This window comes from Rhodovulum tesquicola (genome assembly GCF_024128855.1).
GTDB lineage: Bacteria > Pseudomonadota > Alphaproteobacteria > Rhodobacterales > Rhodobacteraceae > Rhodovulum > Rhodovulum tesquicola.
Genome location: NZ_JAMYDV010000003.1, coordinates 40,718 through 57,937 on the forward strand (window position 1 = coordinate 40,718; position 17,220 = coordinate 57,937).

General features: G+C 67.7%; 13 protein-coding genes. 6 read left to right on the forward strand and 7 right to left on the reverse strand.

Annotation, left to right across the window (positions count from 1 at the left end):
• The first annotated feature begins 11 nt into the window (after positions 1-11).
• Positions 12-884: a tRNA (adenosine(37)-N6)-dimethylallyltransferase MiaA gene (gene miaA / locus NHN26_RS04300; RefSeq protein ID WP_253088286.1), complete on the forward strand. Its 873-nt coding sequence runs from the start codon at positions 12-14 to the stop codon at positions 882-884.
• A 144-nt stretch (positions 885-1,028) separates the two neighbouring features.
• A complete protein-coding gene (locus NHN26_RS04305; RefSeq protein ID WP_253088287.1) occupies positions 1,029-1,817 on the forward strand; it encodes an AraC family transcriptional regulator in 789 nt (262 codons plus the stop codon).
• Between the two features lie 182 nt (positions 1,818-1,999).
• Here the strand turns inward: NHN26_RS04305 and lpdA are convergent, their stop codons facing one another.
• From lpdA to NHN26_RS04330, 5 genes are all read right to left on the reverse strand, one after another.
• Positions 2,000-3,394, reverse strand: coding sequence for a dihydrolipoyl dehydrogenase (gene lpdA, locus NHN26_RS04310; protein ID WP_253088288.1), 1,395 nt, complete (start codon positions 3,392-3,394; stop codon positions 2,000-2,002).
• Between the two features lie 38 nt (positions 3,395-3,432).
• Positions 3,433-4,011, reverse strand: coding sequence for a DUF924 family protein (locus tag NHN26_RS04315; protein ID WP_253088289.1), 579 nt, complete (start codon positions 4,009-4,011; stop codon positions 3,433-3,435).
• 78 nt (positions 4,012-4,089) lie between these two features.
• Complete coding sequence (locus tag NHN26_RS04320) at positions 4,090-5,370, reverse strand: MFS transporter (protein ID WP_253088290.1); 1,281 nt, start codon at positions 5,368-5,370, stop codon at positions 4,090-4,092.
• A gap of 52 nt (positions 5,371-5,422) precedes the next feature.
• Positions 5,423-6,511, reverse strand: coding sequence for a tRNA preQ1(34) S-adenosylmethionine ribosyltransferase-isomerase QueA (queA, locus tag NHN26_RS04325; RefSeq protein WP_253088291.1), 1,089 nt, complete (start codon positions 6,509-6,511; stop codon positions 5,423-5,425).
• Positions 6,508-9,801, reverse strand: a complete 3,294-nt coding sequence (locus tag NHN26_RS04330; RefSeq protein ID WP_253088292.1) for a DUF3971 domain-containing protein — start codon at positions 9,799-9,801, stop codon at positions 6,508-6,510. Before NHN26_RS04330 ends, queA begins: the two co-directional genes overlap by 4 nt.
• A gap of 160 nt (positions 9,802-9,961) precedes the next feature.
• Here NHN26_RS04330 and NHN26_RS04335 point away from each other — a divergent pair, with 160 nt between their 5' ends.
• From NHN26_RS04335 to NHN26_RS04350, 4 genes are all read left to right on the forward strand, one after another.
• On the forward strand, positions 9,962-10,423 hold the full coding sequence (locus NHN26_RS04335) for a peroxiredoxin (protein WP_253088293.1): 462 nt from the start codon (positions 9,962-9,964) through the stop codon (positions 10,421-10,423).
• A gap of 239 nt (positions 10,424-10,662) precedes the next feature.
• Positions 10,663-12,006, forward strand: coding sequence for a DUF5930 domain-containing protein (locus tag NHN26_RS04340; RefSeq protein ID WP_290442814.1), 1,344 nt, complete (start codon positions 10,663-10,665; stop codon positions 12,004-12,006).
• Positions 11,996-12,541 carry a bactofilin family protein gene (locus tag NHN26_RS04345; RefSeq protein ID WP_253088295.1) on the forward strand — a complete coding sequence of 182 codons (546 nt, stop codon included), beginning with the start codon at positions 11,996-11,998 and terminating at the stop codon, positions 12,539-12,541. The genes NHN26_RS04340 and NHN26_RS04345 overlap by 11 nt, the downstream gene beginning before the upstream one ends.
• A gap of 201 nt (positions 12,542-12,742) precedes the next feature.
• Positions 12,743-13,375 carry a trimeric intracellular cation channel family protein gene (locus tag NHN26_RS04350; RefSeq protein ID WP_253088296.1) on the forward strand — a complete coding sequence of 211 codons (633 nt, stop codon included), beginning with the start codon at positions 12,743-12,745 and terminating at the stop codon, positions 13,373-13,375.
• A gap of 12 nt (positions 13,376-13,387) precedes the next feature.
• Here the strand turns inward: NHN26_RS04350 and prfB are convergent, their stop codons facing one another.
• Positions 13,388-14,515, reverse strand: coding sequence for a peptide chain release factor 2 (prfB, locus tag NHN26_RS04355; protein ID WP_253088297.1), 1,128 nt, complete (start codon positions 14,513-14,515; stop codon positions 13,388-13,390).
• 86 nt (positions 14,516-14,601) lie between these two features.
• Positions 14,602-17,133 (reverse strand): penicillin-binding protein 1A, encoded by a 2,532-nt coding sequence (locus NHN26_RS04360; protein WP_253088298.1) that lies wholly within the window; start codon positions 17,131-17,133, stop codon positions 14,602-14,604.
• Positions 17,134-17,220: the final 87 nt, after the last annotated feature.

Below are 17,220 nucleotides of genomic sequence, written 5' to 3' on the forward strand. Positions count from 1 at the left end.
CCCCTGCCCGCATGGAACTGCCCGAACTCGATCCTGCCCGCCCGGTGCTGATCGCCGGACCCACCGCCAGCGGCAAGTCGGCGCTGGCGCTGGCAATCGCAGAGGGACAGGGCGGCGTGATCGTGAATGCCGATGCGTTGCAGGTGTTCGAAGGTTGGCGCGTGCTGACTGCCCGGCCCACGTCCGACGAGGAAAACCGCGCGCCGCATGTGCTTTATGGCCATGTCGGCTGGAATTCGGATTACTCCGTGGGCCACTGGCTGCGCGAACTGGCCCCGATCCTTGCGGGTCCCGACCGGCCGATCATCGTTGGCGGCACCGGGCTTTACTTCACCGCGCTGACCGAGGGGCTGGCCGAGATCCCGGCCACCCCGCCCGCGATAAGGGCCGAGGCCGATGCGCGGATCGCCGCAGGCGATGCCGCGGGACTGCTGGCCGAACTGGACGCCACGACGGCCGCGCGGATCGACCGGCAGAACCCCGTCCGCATACAGCGCGCCTGGGAGGTGCTGCACGCCACTGGCCGGGGGCTGGCGGAGTGGCAGGATGCCACGCCACCGCCGCTTCTGCCGCTGGCCGCCGCCCAGCCGCTGGTCATCGACGCCCGCAAGGACTGGCTGAACGCCCGGATCGACACCCGTTTCGACGCGATGATCGCCGGCGGCGCGCTGGACGAGGTGCGCACGAACCTGCCGCGCTGGGATACGCGGCTGCTGTCGGCACGGGCCATCGGCGCGCCGGAACTCGTCGCCCATCTGCGCGGCGAGATGGCGCTGGAAGACGCCATTGCAGCCGCCAAGATCGCCTCGCGGCAATATGCAAAACGCCAGCGCACCTGGTTCCGCTCCAAGCTGGGCGCATGGCGACGGATCGCCGCCACCTGACAGAGGCCCGGCGGAAACGGAGACGAATCCAACCTCTTTCGCTTTACCCTGCGGCACGAATCGGTCAATCTTTGCCTGATTCGAACCTGCCCCTTCCGTCCAGGCGCCCCTTTTTGCCGCGCCCTCCTCAGCGAAGTTGTCGCCATGAGCCTGTTTCCCGACATCCGGATCGTGCCGTTCTCGCGCCTGACACAGGGCAGCCGCTGGCGGGCAGAGGCGATGCGCAGCTATTCCGCGCCGCAGCTTCTGTGGATCACCAAGGGCCAGGGCCGGATCACGGTGGCTGGCGTTACCCGCGGCTACGGCCCGCATAACGCGATCTTCATCCCGCCGCGCACGATGCACGGATTCGAGATGACGGGCCAGGTCTATGGCTCGGCGGTGATGTTCCCGGGAATGGCCGATCTGGATCTGCCCGACACGCCCCACCATCTGCGCATCCGCGACGGCCAGGTGCAGGTCGAGATCACGGGGCTTCTGGACGGCCTGGACCGGGAGTTGACACAAAAGCGCCCGGGCGCGCGGCGGGCGATCCGGCATTATGCCGGGCTGATCTCGGTCTGGCTGGAGCGTCAGATCGAACTGGCCGAGGATGTGACATCCGTGCCCGTCTCGGCGAGGCGGCTGGTTGCGGGCTTTGCCGCGCTGGTCGAAAAGGACTTCCGCACGGCCAAATCGGTCGCGGGCTATGCCGCCGACCTGGGCGTGACGTCGACGCATCTGACGCGGACCTGCAACCAGACCTGCGGGCGCAGCGCCTCGGACCTGCTGGCCGAGCGCAAGATCGGCGAGGCACGCCGCCTTCTGGCCGACACCCGCGCCCCCATCAAGGAGATCGCGTCTGCGCTGGGCTATGCCTCGCCAGCCTATTTCACCCGCGCCTTCCAGTCCCGAACCGGGATCACGCCCACGGCGTTCCGCAAGGCCGATTGACGCCCCCGCGCGCGTCCCCGCCGCTTTCGGCGCAACTCGGCCGGACCACCATGACGACCCATGGCCAGACGCCCGCCGTGCAGCGGTCGAATACAGATCGCCGTCGGCCATCCATCCGGGCTCCGAATATGGCTTCGGCGGGCCGTAGCGGAGACCCTCGCGTTTTTTCCGCGGCGGGTGGGTCAGAAATGTATCGCGCGGCCCCAGGCATCCAGCACGGACTCGTGCATCATCTCGGACAGAGTCGGATGCGGAAAGACCGTCTGCATCAGCTCGGCCTCGGTGCTTTCCAGACCGCGCGCCACGACATAGCCCTGGATCAGTTCGGTCACCTCGGCGCCCACCATATGCGCGCCCAGAAGCTCGCCGGTCTTCGCGTCAAAGACGGTCTTGACCAGCCCCTCGGGCTCGCCCAGCGCGATCGCCTTGCCATTGCCGATGAAGGGGAAGCGGCCCACGCGGACCTCGTAGCCCTTTTCCTTTGCCCGCGCCTCGGTCAGCCCGACGCTGGCCACCTGCGGGTGGCAATAGGTGCAGCCCGCGATCGAGCCCGGCCGGATCGGGTGCGGGTGACCGCCCGCGATCAGTTCCGCCACCATCACGCCCTCATGGCTGGCCTTGTGCGCAAGCCAGGGCGGGCCGGCCACGTCGCCGATCGCATAAAGCCCCTCGACGCCGGTGCGACAGTATTCGTCGGTCACGACATGGGTGCGGTCGACCGTGACCCCCAATTCCTCCAGCCCCAACCCCTCGACATTGCCGACGATACCGACCGCCGAGATCACCGTGTCGACCTCGATCTTCTCGGTCTTGCCGCCCTGTTCGACATGGGCGGTCACGCTGTCGGCCTCGCGGTCGAGTTGGCGGACGCTGGCGCCTTCGAGGATCGTCATCCCCTGCTTCTGGAACTGCCTCTTGGCAAAACCCGAGATCTCGGCATCCTCGACCGGCAGGATACGCTCCATCACCTCGACCACGGTCGTCTCGGCGCCCAGCGTGTTGAAGAAACTGGCGAATTCGATGCCGATTGCACCCGAGCCGATGACCAGCAGCTTCCTCGGCATATGCGGCGGCACCAGCGCGTGGCGGTAGCTCCAGACCCGTTTGCCATCCGCCTCCAGCCCCGGCAGTTCGCGCGCCCGCGCGCCGGTGGCCAGCACGATGGCGGGCGCGGCCAGATCCTCGCTGCCCTTGTCGGTCGTGACGGACACCCTGCCCGGTCCGGGCAGCGTCGCCTCGCCCATCACCACTGTGACCTTGTTCTTCTTCAGCAGGTGGCCGACGCCCGAGGCCAACTGCTTTGCCACCCCGCGCGAGCGCCTCACCACCGCATCAAGATCATAGCCGATGCCATCGGCCGTCAGCCCGAATTCCTTGGCCCGGTGCATCAGGTGAAAGACCTCGGCCGAGCGCAGCATCGCCTTTGTCGGGATGCAGCCCCAGTTCAGGCAGATGCCGCCCAGATGTTCGCGTTCGACCACGCAGACGTTCAGGCCCAGTTGCGCACCACGGATCGCGGCGACATAGCCCCCCGGCCCCGCGCCGATCACGATCATGTCGAAATTCCGCGCGGTCATCCCTTCCCCCCTGTCCGACGGTCCCGCCCTGCCCGCCCTCAGCCGGCGCCGCGCAACTGCTCCACGCAGGCGGCATAGCCGCCGCCGTCAAGGAAGGCGATTTCCTCGGGGGAGGAACCGCGATGCAGCGCCTCGTTGCGGAAGGGAAAGCGGCCGAACTTGCGGATCAGTTCACGATGCGCCTTGGCATGCAACAGGTTATCTGCGCCGGTCTGGGGCATCCGCGTCAGCATCATCCGCACGCAGCGGTCCTGATCCATCAGGCATTCCGAATGCATCAGCGGCATGTAGAAGAACTGCCGCTCGGGCTCGGGGCAGCGGGTGTCGAAATTCAGGTCGATCGCCTGTTTCGACGCCGCCCGGGCCAGTGCGTCCGTGGCGAAGGCGCGCCAGTCGCCCCGGAACATGTTGCGCGGGAACTGGTCGGTCAGGATCAGGAAGGCCAGCGCCCCGGAGGGGTTGGTCGGCCAGTCATGCAGAGCGCCCGCATGGGCGGCCTCCCAGTCGGGCTTGAACCGTCCGGTGATCGCCGCATCGACCTCCGGATCGGCCTTGTACCAGCCATCGGGGCCGACCTCGTTCAGCCAGAACTCGATGATCTCCTCGCGGCGCGCCATTCCACTACTCCTGCTGCCCTTCGTGCCTGCCCTTGCGGTCAAGGGATCGTTTCAGATTAAGACCCTGCACGCAAGCCGTCAGGGCCGTCCCGCGGGCTCATCGCCGCGCGCCTGAGACTCGTCCTGCTGGGCCTCCATGGCAACCTCGCCCGCGACCTCGACGGCGACCGGCGATGCGGTTGGCAGAACCGGCGCATAAGACCCCGTCTCGTCCACGGGAACGGGCGCGCGCTGGGTCATCCGGAAGCCGGTGAAGACCGCCAGCGACAGCATCAGCACCGTGATGAACAGGAAAAAGCCCTGCGGCCCGATCAGCCCCATCATCCAGCCGGTCAGCAACGGCCCGATGATCGCGCCTACCCCGTTGATGAACAGCAACCCCCCCGAGGCCGCGGCCATGTCGTCGCGTTCCAGATAGTCGTTGGTATAGGCGATCAGCAGCGCATAAAGCGGGTTCGACATCCCTCCGATCACGAAGGCCGCCACCAGGAGCGCGGCGAAGCTGCCCCCCAGCGCCATCGCGACACCCGCCGCCACGCCGCCGATCGCCGCCGAGCCCAGGATCAGCGTGCGCCGGTCCATCCGGTCCGACAGCCAGCCGATCGGGTATTGCAGCAGAAGCCCCCCGATATAGATCGTGGCGATGAATCCCGAGATCTCGGCCACGCTCAACCCCGCGCTGGTGCCATAGACCGAGGCCATCCCGAACAGCGCCGAATAGACGCCCCCCATCAGGAAGATGCCGACCGCCCCGGTGGGCGAGATCTGCACCAGCCTGCGCAGCGACATCGGCTTGGCGGTCTCGAAGGCTGGGGTGGGACTGACCGACAGCAGGATCGGCGCGAACGAGATCGACACCAGCACCGAGGGGATGATGAACAGGATGAACCCCGCCGGATCCGCGGTCAGGATCAGCCCCTGCGCACTGACGATGCCCGCCATCTGGGTGATCATGTAAAGCGACAGCGACTTGCCGCGGGTCTCGTTCGTGGCGGCGTTGTTCAGCCAGCTTTCCGCAGTGACATAGACCGCCGAGAAGCAGAACCCGATCAGCACCCGGCCGATGGTCCAGGCGATGGGATCGGCCAGCGCCGGGTAAAGGATCAGGATGGCCGAGATCAGCGAGGCGAGCGCCGCGAAGACCCGGATATGGCCGACCCGCCGGATCAGCCCCGGCGCCAGTCGCGAGCCGCCCAGGAAACCCACGAAATAGGCCGACATCACGATCGACATCTCGAAGGTGGAAAACCCCTCGATCCCGCCGCGGATGCCCAGAAGCGTGCCCTGGATGCCGTTGCCGACCATCAGCAGCAGCATGCCCAGAAGCAGCGCCCAGGAACTGGCCAAGACCTGAAACATGCGCACCGTCCTTTCGCGTGACTGGCCCGTGACTAGGGGAGTTCGACGCGACTCAGATGCCCGTCTGCGACCCCTGCCTGACCGCTTGCGGCCCCGGGATCAAGAGCGAGGCATCGCCGTAGGAGAAGAAGCGGTAACCCGAATTCACCGCATGGGTGTAGATCTGCCGGATCCGGTCCGTTCCCATCAGCGCCGAGACCAGCATCATCAGCGTCGAGCGCGGCAGGTGAAAGTTGGTCATCAGCGCATCCGCGATCCGAAACCGGTAGCCCGGCCGGATGAAGATATCGGTCTCGCCCACCCAGGGGTGCAGACGGCCCGCCTCGTCCGCGGCGCTTTCGATCAGCCGCAGCGCGGTGGTGCCCACGGGAATGATCCGTCCGCCCGCCGCGCGGGTGGCGTTGATCTCGGCGGCCGCCGCTTCGGTCACCTCGCCCCATTCGGCATGCATCCGGTGCGCCGAGACATCATCGGTCTTGACCGGCAGGAAGGTGCCCGCGCCGACATGCAGCGTCACATGGGTAAACGCCACGCCCCTCGCGGCCAGCGCGGCCAGCAGCGGCTGGTCGAAATGCAGCGATGCGGTGGGGGCAGCCACGGCGCCGGGACGGGCGGCCCAGACGGTCTGGTAATCCTCGCGGTCCTGCGCGTCGGCGGGGCGCTTCGCGGCGATGTAGGGCGGCAGGGGCATGGCGCCCGCCTCGGCCAGTGCCGCGTCGAAGGCCTCGCCCGCAAGGTCGAAGTCCAGCACCGCGTCCTCGTCGCCCTTCGCGACCACCAGCGCGCTCAGGCGGTCCGAAAAGATCACCCTGTCGCCCGGTTTCAGCTTCTTCAACGGTCGCGCCATCGCCCGCCAGTACCCGCCGGGCGCGGGCTCCATCAGCGTCACCTCGATGCGCGCCTCGACCGGCCCCTGCGCCGTCTCGCGCCGGCGCAACCCGGTCAACCGGGCGGGGATCACGCGGGTATCGTTCAGCACCAGCCGATCGCCGGGCTGCAACAGGTCGGGCAGGTCGCGCACATGCAGATCGCGCAGCCTGTCGCCCTCGGCCACCAGCAGACACGCAGAGGATCGCGGCCGCGCGGGCCGGGTCGCGATCAGCGCCTCGGGCAGGTCGAAATCGAAATCCGACAGCTTCATTGCCCCGCCTCCTGCCGGGCGCGCGGCGGCGGACTGCGGAATATCTCGCGGAACATCCCCGGGGTCAGGATCGACAGCGGGTTGACGCGCACCGTCGGGGCCTCGGCCGCCCCCGAAAGGCGATAGTTGAAGCCGAACAACCCCTCGCCGCGGCGGGTCAGCACCGAGCCGATGGAATTCAGCATGTAGACCGGCGAGATCACGCCCTGCATGTCGATGCGCCCCTCGCGCGTGCCATAGACCCCGGCCATCGAGATGCCCAGTGACGGACCGACCGCGCTGGCCCGGCGGATTTCCACCGCACCCGGCATCAGCCGGAACTGCGCCTCGACAGTCGAGAACATCAACCCATCGCCATTCAGCAACTCGACCAGCCCCACGACCGAGATCGCCGACAGCAATTCCGCCAGAACCGGCGTGCCGCGCACGCGCAGGCCGTCGATCCTAAGCTGTCCAGAGTAATGCCCCTCATCTCCCCGCGGCTGCAAGACCAGATCGAGCCTGCCGCCATGCGCGCGCCTGTAGATGCCCGCACCCCGCAGCGCCGCGCCCGCATCGTCCGACCGCACCCGGACCGCGGTGCCGCCCTCGGCGGGCACCAGCGTCGCGACGACCGGGCCGCCGCCCTCGACCGTTCCGGACAGCTGGCCGTTCAGCCCGCCCTGCCCCGACAGCCGCCCGCGCAGCCCGGTCAGCACAATGCCGTCGCTGACGATCAGGCGGTCCAGCGCCACCTCGACCGCACCGCTGCCCCGCCGCCCTGCCGGGCCTCCACCCGAGGGCAGCGCGCGCAAATCGACCCTGCCGCCCGTGATCGCGATGGCAGGCGGACGGCCCGCGCCCCGGCCGCTTAGCACGACAGGCGCATCGAACCAGCCGCCCAGCCGCACCCGCGACAGCCGCGCGGCCTCCAGCCCGCCTTCGCCATTCAGCGCGATGGACCCCGTTACCGACAGCCCCGGCGCCTCGAGCAGCAGCCTATCGATTGCGGGCGCCTCGCCCAGCCGCCCGGCCAGGTCCAGCCGCCCCGCGCTGCCCGCCGGTTTGGACCAACCCAGTTCCGGGACGGCAAGCCGCAGCCCCACAAGGTCGGAGTCCAGCGTGAACCGCGGCGCCGCATCGGGATCGAGATCGAGCGAGAAGCTTGCCCGCCCAACCCCCGAAAGGCTTCCCTCGGGCAAGCCGATCCCGAAAGTCGCGTTTGTGATGGCCGACAGATCCAGCGTGCCCTCGACCCGCGATGCCCCGCCATTCCCCGGCCCGCCCGGCATCGTCCAGGCCGCGCGCAGCGGCACCCCGTCCAGGGCCCCCGCGCCCGAGATCGCCATCATCGCCGGGCTGGCCTCCAGCCGCAGCGCGTCGGCCTCGAACCGTCGTCCGGGCACCAGATCGTCAGCGGCGACCGCACGCAGATCGCCCGCTAGACGCCAGCCGATATCCTCGACCGCCAGCCCCTCGGCCACCGGCATGTCTAGACGGGTCTCGATCAGCGCCTCGCCCGTGGCAAGATCGGGCGCGATCCCGGCTGCGCTGGCGATGCCTAGCGGCGGCTGGTCGATCAGCGACAGCGCGGCGGGAATGGTCGAGCGGGTGCGCAGAACGATCTCGGCCCGCGGCACATCGGCGGTCATGTCGGGCACCTGAAAGGTCGAACCCGCGACGTCCACCTCGCCCTCGGGCGTCGCAACGCTGCCACGCTCGACCGACAAGGCAAATCGGTCGCTGTCGATCACGACATGGCCGATACCCTGCCGGATCGGGGGAAACCCGTCCAGAACCTGCACCTCTGCATCGCGGATGGCATGGGTCAGCGACACACGCAAAGGCCCAGCGGGCGGGCGGCGCAGCGCGGCGCGACCGTCATGGACAATGCCAGCCAGAACATTGGCCTCGATCCAGCCCCTCGTGTTCGGCGCCAGATTCAGCGGCCAGAGCGACAGGAGCCGCTGACGGTCGATCTCGGGGATGGTGACATCCACCGCGACATCCCAGCCCTCGGGCAGCGCGCGCACGCGGCCCCGGCCGCGATAGCTGCGCCCCTCGTCCAGCAGCACGACCTGACCCAGCGTCGCAGCGAACGGGAAAAGCCGAAGCTGGAGGTCCAGCGCGCCACCGGTCAGGATCGCGGGCGTCTCGAACACCCCATCAGGGTCAAGCGCGACCTCGCGAAAGGCGAGCTGGGCAACCAGCGTCTCGGGCCAGCCACCCTCCATGTCGCGCAGATAGGCATGGCCCTCGGCACTCAGCCGCAGGATCGCGGTATCGACCGCGATGCGGTCGAAATTCAGACGTCCCGCCTCGGGGTCGTAGGTAAAGGCCGACCGCCCCGAGGCAAAGCCGATGGGCGGCGCGCCCCCCGCGGGCCGCAGCGCGCCCGCGCCGATCTCAAGCGCCGCGGCCAGGGGGCCGAGACTGCCATCGGCAAAGACCTCGGTGCGGATTGCGCCGGAAATCGGCGCGTCGATCACCGCCAGCGCGGCCAGGGCGGGCGATTGCGTCGCGATATCGGCTGAGGGCACGTCCGAGAAGGTCGCTGCGAAGCTCGTGGCGGGGCTTCCCTTGCGAGAGACGAAATCGAAGGCCAGTTCGGCGGGTAACTCGGCCTGCCCCCGGAGCGAGAAGAAGGCCCGGATCGCGACCTCGTCCGCATCCTGGTCAAGCGTCATCAGCCCGTTCTCGACAATCCATGTCCGACCTGCGCGGGCGTCCTCGAAGGTCAGGCCCAGCCCCTCGACACTGACCGCCTCGATTGCAACAAGCCCCGGCGCCGAGAGTCCGCGGTCGATCTCGTCGAGCAGTTCTCCCAGGCTCGCCGCGGCGCTGACCGGTGCGCCCGTGCGCCCCAGCGCCAGGTCGAGCCGACCATTGGGCGCACGCCGCAGCGTCAGCTCCGCCCCGTCAAGCGCCACATGCGTCAGTTCGAGCCGTCCCGAGGCCAGCCCCGCCGCAGAGATCGTCGCCCTGATCACCGGCAGCGCGGCGACATCCCGCCCCGCCCCGTCGAGCACCACGACATCGCGGAACCGCACCGAAGGGACCGCCTTGCGCGAGAACATCACCCCCACCCCGCCGATCCGCATCTCGGCGGGCGCGAACTGGCTGTTCAGCCGCGCCTCGATCCGTGCCGTGGCCCAGCCGGGCAGATCGACCATGCGCCCGGTCAGCGCCAGTCCGGCCAGCCCGCCCAGACCCATCAGCATCCCGAGACTCAACAGCAACCAGATGCCGAACCGCTGGTGCGGCTCGATCACACGCGCTTCGGTGCTGGTCTCCGGCTCTTTACCGCTCATCCCGACAGCCCGCCCCGCATCTGCGCGGCGAAGGATCTCCCGCTTGCCTGCCTGCGCGCAGCGCCTATTGTCTGACGCGTTGCGCTATACCCAAGGCGCCTGCCCGCCAACCCGAAGGCCCTCGACCGAAGGGCCGCGAACCCGAAGGACCGACAGACCCATGATCGACTCCGGCCAGACCGCGCCCGATTTCACCCTGCCTCAGGACGGGGGCGCGGATGTCACGCTTTCGGCGCTGCGCCCTGCCCCCGTGGTTCTCTATTTCTATCCCAAGGATGACACGTCGGGATGCACGAAGGAAGCCATCGCCTTCTCGGGACTGCTGGCCGAGTTCGAGGCGGCGGGTGCAAGGGTCTTCGGCATTTCCAAGGACAGCGTCGAAAAACACGGCAAGTTCCGCTGCAAGCACGAACTCAGCGTGCCGCTTCTTTCCGACGAAGGCAGCGATGTCTGCGAGCGCTACGGCGTCTGGGTCGAGAAGTCGATGTATGGCAAGAAATACTTCGGCATCGAACGATCCACCTTCCTGATCGACGGGTCGGGCACGGTCGCGCGGGCCTGGCACAAGGTGAAGGTGCCGGGCCATGCCGAAGAGGTTCTGGAGGCGGTGCGCGCCCTCTGAGCGCGCGCGCTGGCCAACCCGACGGTATCCGCAGCCGACGCCATGCCAGCGGTGGAACACGACCGGCGGTGTTCCGCGGATCGGATGCGGAAATCGGCGGATTCCCGCCAGAATGCCGCCGACCCCTTGAGAAAAAGCAGAAAAAATTTGCGGCAGAGCGATGCTGTGGTTAGTGACGGGGCGTCCGGAGCCGTTCCGCTGCTCCCGACTAAGCAAGATAAGCAGCTGAGGTGCAGGCATTGACGGGGCGTTTCCTCCACCGCATCGACATGGCGCTTGGGCGCTATCTTCCCGAACAGAGACTCTTTCTGCGCACCGACCACAGCACGCGTTTCCTGCGTCTCTCACCGAGGACCCAGCTTCTGGGTCTGGCGGGCGGGGCCACCGTGATGGCCTGGGCGATGCTGTCCACGGCGATCGTGCTGATGGACCAGGTCGGCGCGGGCAACCTGCGCGACCAGGCCAAGCGCGAGCAGGCCCTTTATGACGAGCGGATCAACGCGCTGGCGGCCGAGCGCGACCAGGCCGCCAGCGAAGCCGCCGCCGCGCGCGAACGCTTCGAGATGGCCATGGGCGAGGTGTCGCGGATGCAATCCGAGTTGCTGTCCTCGGAAGAACGCAACCGCGAGCTGGAAACCGGCATGGACGTGCTGCAAAAGGGCCTGCGCAAGACCGCGGCCGAGCGCGACGCCGCCCGCGCCCGCACCCGGGAACTGGCCGCCACGCTTGCCGGCGAGCCCGGCGGAGAGATGGCCGAGGGTCCGCGCGCAGCAGATGTGCAGGAGATCCTTGCCTTCCTGACCGGCGCGCTGGAAGAAACCGCAGGCGCGCGCGACACCGCCGCCGCCAACGCCTCTGCCGCGCTGGAACTGGCCGAGGCGCTGGCCTACGAGCATGACCTGGTCGCGGAACGGAACGACCAGATCTTCTCCTCGCTGGAAGAAGCGCTGACCGTTTCGGTCGTTCCGCTTGAAAAGATGTTCAAATCCGCGGGCCTCTCGCCCGATCGGCTGATCGACCGGGTGCGCCAGGGCTATGGCGGGGTGGGCGGTCCGCTGGTGCAGATCTCTGCCTCGACCAAGGGCGATTATACGCCCTCCGCCGACGAGCTGCGCGCCCAGTCCCTGCTCCACAAGATGGACGAACTGAACCTCTACCGCATCGCCGCCGAGAAGCTGCCCTTTGCCCAGCCTGTGAAATCCGCCTACCGCTTCACCAGCCCGTTCGGCGAGCGGCGCCACCCGATCACGGGCGCACGCAGCATGCATGAGGGCGTGGATTTCGCGTCCTCGCACGGCACGCCGATCCACGCCACCGCCGATGGCGTCGTCGTCAAGGCGGGATGGCAGTCGGGTTATGGCCGCCTGGTGACGATCCGGCACGATTTCGGGCTGGAAACCCGCTACGCCCACATGTCCAAGATACGGGTCAACGAGGGTCAAAGGGTCTCGCGCGGGGACCTGATAGGTGATATGGGAAGTACCGGACAGTCGACAGGGACGCATCTGCACTATGAGGTGCGCGTCGACGGGAAGCCCGTCAACCCCATGACCTACATCAAGGCAGCCAGAGATGTTTTCTAAAAGCAGGATCAACGAGCCCGGCCCGAAGGCCGGCGAACCGGAAAAATCGAAGCTGCCCGAGCCCGGGTTCCCGCGCCCCGGTTCCGACAGCCCCGTTCCGGCCGCGCCCAAGGCCAAGCCGCCCGCTTCGATGCTGTCCTCGGACCTCGTGGTGACGGGCAATCTCAAGACGTCGGGCGACATTCAGGTCGAAGGAACGATCGACGGCGACATCCATGCGCATCTGCTGACCGTGGGCGAAAATGCCACGATCCGGGGCGAGGTGATGGCCGATGACGTGGTCATCAACGGCCGGGTGATCGGCCGGGTGCGCGGTCTGAAGGTGCGGCTGACCTCGACCGCGCGGGTCGAGGGCGACATCATCCACAAGACCATCGCGATCGAGAGCGGCGCGCATTTCGAGGGCTCGGTCCAGCGTCAGGACGACCCGCTCAATGTCGGCCAGCGCGGCGGCGGGGCGAAGGCCACGCATGTTCTGGGCGACGGCGCGGCGGTTGCGCGCGCACCCAGCGAGACCGGCCAGCCCAAGGGCTGAGCCCGACGATCCTCAGGGAGGAGGAGGAAGGGCCCCGCGCCGGCAACGGCAGGGGGCCCTTTTGCGTGACCGGTGGGATTGCCCGCGTCAGAGGCCCCGCGCGCCCCGGCCCGGTTTTCGCGAAGCGGACAAGGCCGGCCGTTGCCTCGGTCCCGCAGGCTCCCGACCATCGGACAGCCCCAAGAACAGGGAGACCCATCCATGAATCCGGTCGACATCCTGGATTACGCAGGCGTTGCACTTTTCGCCGCAACCGGTGCGCTGGCGGCCTCGCGCAAGCAGCTTGATATCATCGGCTTCCTGTTTCTGGGCGCGGTCACCGGCATCGGCGGGGGCACCTTGCGCGATCTGGTTCTGGGCGTGCCGGTCTTCTGGGTGCAACAGCATCTCTACCTTGTCGTCTGCGCCGCGACCGCCGTTCTGGTCAACTTCACCGCGCATCTGCTGGAATCGCGTTATCGCCTGCTGCTGTGGCTCGACGCGGTCGCGCTTGCCGCCTATGGCGTCTTCGGCGCCTACAAGGGGCTTCTTGTCACCGGATCGGCGACGGTTGCCATCGCCATGGGAATGCTGACCGGAACCTTCGGCGGCATCCTGCGGGATGTACTGGCCCGCGAACCTTCGGTGCTGATGCGACAGGAAATCTATGTCGCGGCCGCGCTGACCGGCGCGCTGGCCTATGTGGCGCTGCGTGCGCTGGACATCGGGTTGCCGATGGCGGCGGGTGGCGCCTTCCTGCTGGCGCTTTGCGTTCGCGGCGGCGCGCTTGCCTTCGGCTGGACCCTTCCCGCCTATCGCTCGCACCCCGGACGCGCGCCCGAGGATCTGCGCTGAGGCCGCTCGGGCTCAGCCTTCGGCCTGGGCCTCGGCGCGGCTCTTGCCCGCGACCTTGAGGGCCAGCGTCGCCGCCATGAACTGGTCCAGATCGCCGTCCAGCACGCCCGCGGTGTCCGAGGTCTCGACCCCGGTGCGCAGGTCCTTGACCATCTGGTAGGGCTGCAGGACATAGGACCGGATCTGGTTGCCCCAGCCGGCCTCGCCCTTGGCCTCGTGCTGGGCGGTGATCTCGGCGTTCCGGCGGTCCAGTTCCATTTGGTACAGCCGCGATTTCAACGCCTTCATGGCGATGTCGCGGTTCTGGTGCTGGGATTTCTCGGAACTCGTCACAACGATGCCGGTGGGGATATGAGTCATCCGCACCGCCGAGTCGGTGGTGTTGACGTGCTGACCGCCCGCCCCCGACGATCGGTAGGTATCGACCCGGATATCGGCCGGGTTCACCTCGATCTCGATATTGTCGTCGACCACCGGATAGACCCAGACCGAGCTGAACGAGGTGTGCCGCCGCGCCGCGCTGTCATAGGGCGAGATGCGCACCAGCCGGTGAACGCCCGATTCCGATTTCAGCCAGCCATAGGCGTTGTGACCCGAAATCTTGTAGGTCGCGGACTTGATACCCGCCTCTTCGCCCGGGTTCTCGGCCTGCAACTCGACCTTGTAGCCATGCGCCTCGGCCCAACGGACATACATCCGCGCCAGCATGTTCGCCCAGTCGCAGCTCTCGGTGCCGCCTGCGCCCGCGTTGATTTCAAGGAAGGTGTCGTTGGCATCCGCCTCGCCATCGAGCAGCGCCTCCAGCTCTTTCTGGGCGGCCTTCTCGCGCAGCGCCTTCAGCGCCGCCTCGGCCTCGGTCACCACGTCCTTGTCGTCCTCGGCCTCGCCCAGTTCGATCAGCTCGATATTGTCGTCAAGCTCGCGGGAAATTCCCTTGTAGGTCTCGATGGCATCTGCAAGCGCCTGACGCTCGCGCATCAGTTTCTGCGCGCGCTCGGGATCGTTCCACAGGTCCGGGTCCTCGGACATCGCATCGAATTCTTCCAACCGGTGCTCGGCCGTGTCCCAGTCAAGCCGCTGGGCCAGCAGCTTCAGCGACTTGCGGATCTCCGCGACGGTATTCTGCGCCTCTGCACGCATGGCATCCGTGCCCCTTCAAGGTCTTGTCCGACGGTTTCAGATGGGGGTCATAGCCCGGCCAGCACGTCCGGGCAAGCGGGCCGCCCTCAGTAAAGCCCGCCCGAGGAAATCGTGCCGAAATTCGCCTTGGGCCCGACCACCGCCTTGCGGCCCGTCGAGGTCGTGACCTCGCGCGGGGGGCCTGCGGGGTCAACGTCGCCCTCGCCGCGGCCGAAAAGCGGCAGGTCCGATCCCATCGCGAAGCCGCCATCCACCATCGCGCCGATGCCGAAGATCGGCTCCTCGCCCATGCGGAAATACTCGGCCACCACATGCTCGCCGCTGGCATCATCGGGCAGGCGGCCGCCGGAATAGCGGTCGATCTTGATGAAGCGGCCGCCCGGCGGCACCTTGAACGGCCCGCCGCCATATTTCGCCGTCGCCTTTTTCATGAACTCGTTGAAGACCGGCGCGCAAAGCGTGCCGCCTGCCGCCCGCGCGCCAAGGCTGCGCGGGCGGTCATAGCCCATGTAGCAGCCCGCCACGATGTTCGAGGTGAAGCCCACGAACCAGACGTCGCGCGCGTCGTTGGTCGTGCCGGTCTTGCCCGCAGTCGGCACGCCCAGATTGATCCGGCCCGCGGCCGTGCCGCGTTCCACGACACCCTGCATCATCGAGGTGAGCTGATAGGCGGTGATCGCGTTCATCACCCGCTCGCGGTTGCTGACGATGGTCGGCGCCTTGCCCGGCGCAAGGGCCGGGTCGTCGCAATCGGTGCAACTGCGGGTGTCGTGGCGGTAGATGGTCTTGCCCCAGCGATCCTGCACCCGGTCGACCAGCGTGGGTTCGACCCGCTCGCCGCCATTGGCGAACATCGCATAGGCCGCCACCATCCGGTAAAGCGTGGTTTCCTGGCTGCCCAGCGAATTGGCGAGGAAGGGTTCCAGCCGGTCATAGACGCCGAAGCGTTCGGCATAGGTCGCGACCGTGTCCATGCCGATCTCCCTGGCCAGACGCACGGTCATCAGGTTGCGCGAGCGTTCGATGCCGGTGCGCAAGGGCGTCGGGCCGTAGAACCGGTTCGAGGCGTTCTTGGGCCGCCAGACCCCAGCGCCCGTGTCCACCTCGATCGGCGCGTCGATCACGATGGTCGCGGGCGTGAACCCGCTGTCCAGCGCCGCGGCAAAGACGAAGGGCTTGAAGGCCGAACCGGGCTGGCGCGTGGCCTGGGTGGCGCGATTGAAGACCGAATCCCGATAGGAAAAGCCGCCCTGCATCGCCAGAACGCGGCCGGTGTTCACATCCATCGCGACGAAGCCGCCCTGCACCTCGGGCACCTGGCGCAGCGTCCAGCGGATGAAGCTGCCATCGGAATCCGATACCATCCGACGGACATGGACGACGTCGCCGGGGGTGAAATTCTGGCGCAGGTCGCCGCGGAACCAGGATGTATCTGCGCGCGGCACCTCGGCCGTGCCATCGACGCTCTCGATGCCGATCACCAGCCGCTGTTCCTCGACCGCCAGCACCACCGCGGGCAGCCAGGGGCTGACGAGGTCGATGTCGCGCGCGATCTCGGTCTGGGCCAGCGCGGCACGCCAGGCGGTCTCGTCGGCCAGGGCGGCAGGGTCGATCTTCTGGCCGCTGCCGCGCCAGCGCCCTTGCCCGCGGTCGAACTCCTCCAGCGCGCGCCGCAGGGCGTGGGCGGCTTCGAGTTGCAGTTCGGGGTCGAGCGTGGCGCGGATCGACAGACCGCCGCCGAAGAACTCGGCCTCGCCGAAATTGCCCGAAAGCTGGCGTCGGATCTCGTCGGTGAAATAGTCGCGTTCGGGCAGGCTGGCGGCGAAGGGCGGGTAATCGCCGTTCTGCACGGTCCTGAGCGGTTGAGTCTTGGCTGCCTCATAGGCCGCGGGATCCAGATGGCCGTTCTCGAGCATCTGGCGCAGGACATAATCGCGCCGCTCGATGGCGCGGTCATAGGCGCGCACCGGATGATAGGTCGAGGGCGCCTTGGGCAGCGCGGCCAGATACGCGGCCTCTTCGGGGGCAAGTTCGGCCAGGGTCTTGTTGAAATAGGTCTGCGCCGCGGCCGCCACGCCATAGGAGTTCTGGCCGAGGAAGATCTCGTTGAGATAGAGTTCGAGGATCCGGTCCTTGGACAGCGTCTCCTCGATCCGCACGGCAAGGATCAGTTCCTTGATCTTGCGCTCGCCCGTCCGCTCGCCACCCAACAGGAAATTCTTCATCACCTGCTGGGTGATGGTCGAGGCGCCGCGCAGCGTCTCGCCCCGTGTCTGAACCGCCTCGATCCCGGCTGCGACGATGCCACGGGCATCGAACCCCTTGTGGCTGTAGAAATTCTTGTCCTCGGCCGAGATGAAGGCGTTCTTGACCAGGTCGGGGATTTCCTCGGCGGGCGCAAACAGGCGCCGTTCATCGGCGAATTCGTCGATCAGACGGCCTTCGCCGGAATAGATCCGGCTGATCGTCTTGGGCTGATAGGTGGCCAGATCGTCGTGGTTCGGCAGGTCGCGGGCATAGGTCCAGAACACCCCGCCCAACAGAAGCGTGGCGCCGACAAGCCCGAGGGTGACGAAAGTGAAAAGCACCCCGAGCGATGAGAGAATGAAACGGATCAAACCGCCCCTGCCCTTTCCTGATCGCATGGACCTCTATACGCCGCCCCGCGTCCGGGGTCAAAACGAACGGCCCCGGGCCGGGCCGCG

What these genes read in the sequence shown, in the direction of transcription:
- NHN26_RS04320 (WP_253088290.1), bottom strand. Translation starts at nt 5,370, where the DNA reads ATGTTTCAGGTCTTGGCCAGTTCCTGGGCGCTGCTTCTGGGCATGCTG.
- NHN26_RS04345 (WP_253088295.1), top strand. Translation starts at nt 11,996, where the DNA reads ATGTTTTCTAAAAGCAGGATCAACGAGCCCGGCCCGAAGGCCGGCGAA.
- NHN26_RS04335 (WP_253088293.1), top strand. Translation starts at nt 9,962, where the DNA reads ATGATCGACTCCGGCCAGACCGCGCCCGATTTCACCCTGCCTCAGGAC.
- NHN26_RS04350 (WP_253088296.1), top strand. Translation starts at nt 12,743, where the DNA reads ATGAATCCGGTCGACATCCTGGATTACGCAGGCGTTGCACTTTTCGCC.
- prfB (WP_253088297.1), bottom strand. Translation starts at nt 14,515, where the DNA reads ATGCGTGCAGAGGCGCAGAATACCGTCGCGGAGATCCGCAAGTCGCTG.
- miaA (WP_253088286.1), top strand. Translation starts at nt 12, where the DNA reads ATGGAACTGCCCGAACTCGATCCTGCCCGCCCGGTGCTGATCGCCGGA.
- queA (WP_253088291.1), bottom strand. Translation starts at nt 6,511, where the DNA reads ATGAAGCTGTCGGATTTCGATTTCGACCTGCCCGAGGCGCTGATCGCG.
- NHN26_RS04315 (WP_253088289.1), bottom strand. Translation starts at nt 4,011, where the DNA reads ATGGCGCGCCGCGAGGAGATCATCGAGTTCTGGCTGAACGAGGTCGGC.
- NHN26_RS04330 (WP_253088292.1), bottom strand. Translation starts at nt 9,801, where the DNA reads ATGAGCGGTAAAGAGCCGGAGACCAGCACCGAAGCGCGTGTGATCGAG.
- NHN26_RS04305 (WP_253088287.1), top strand. Translation starts at nt 1,029, where the DNA reads ATGAGCCTGTTTCCCGACATCCGGATCGTGCCGTTCTCGCGCCTGACA.
- lpdA (WP_253088288.1), bottom strand. Translation starts at nt 3,394, where the DNA reads ATGACCGCGCGGAATTTCGACATGATCGTGATCGGCGCGGGGCCGGGG.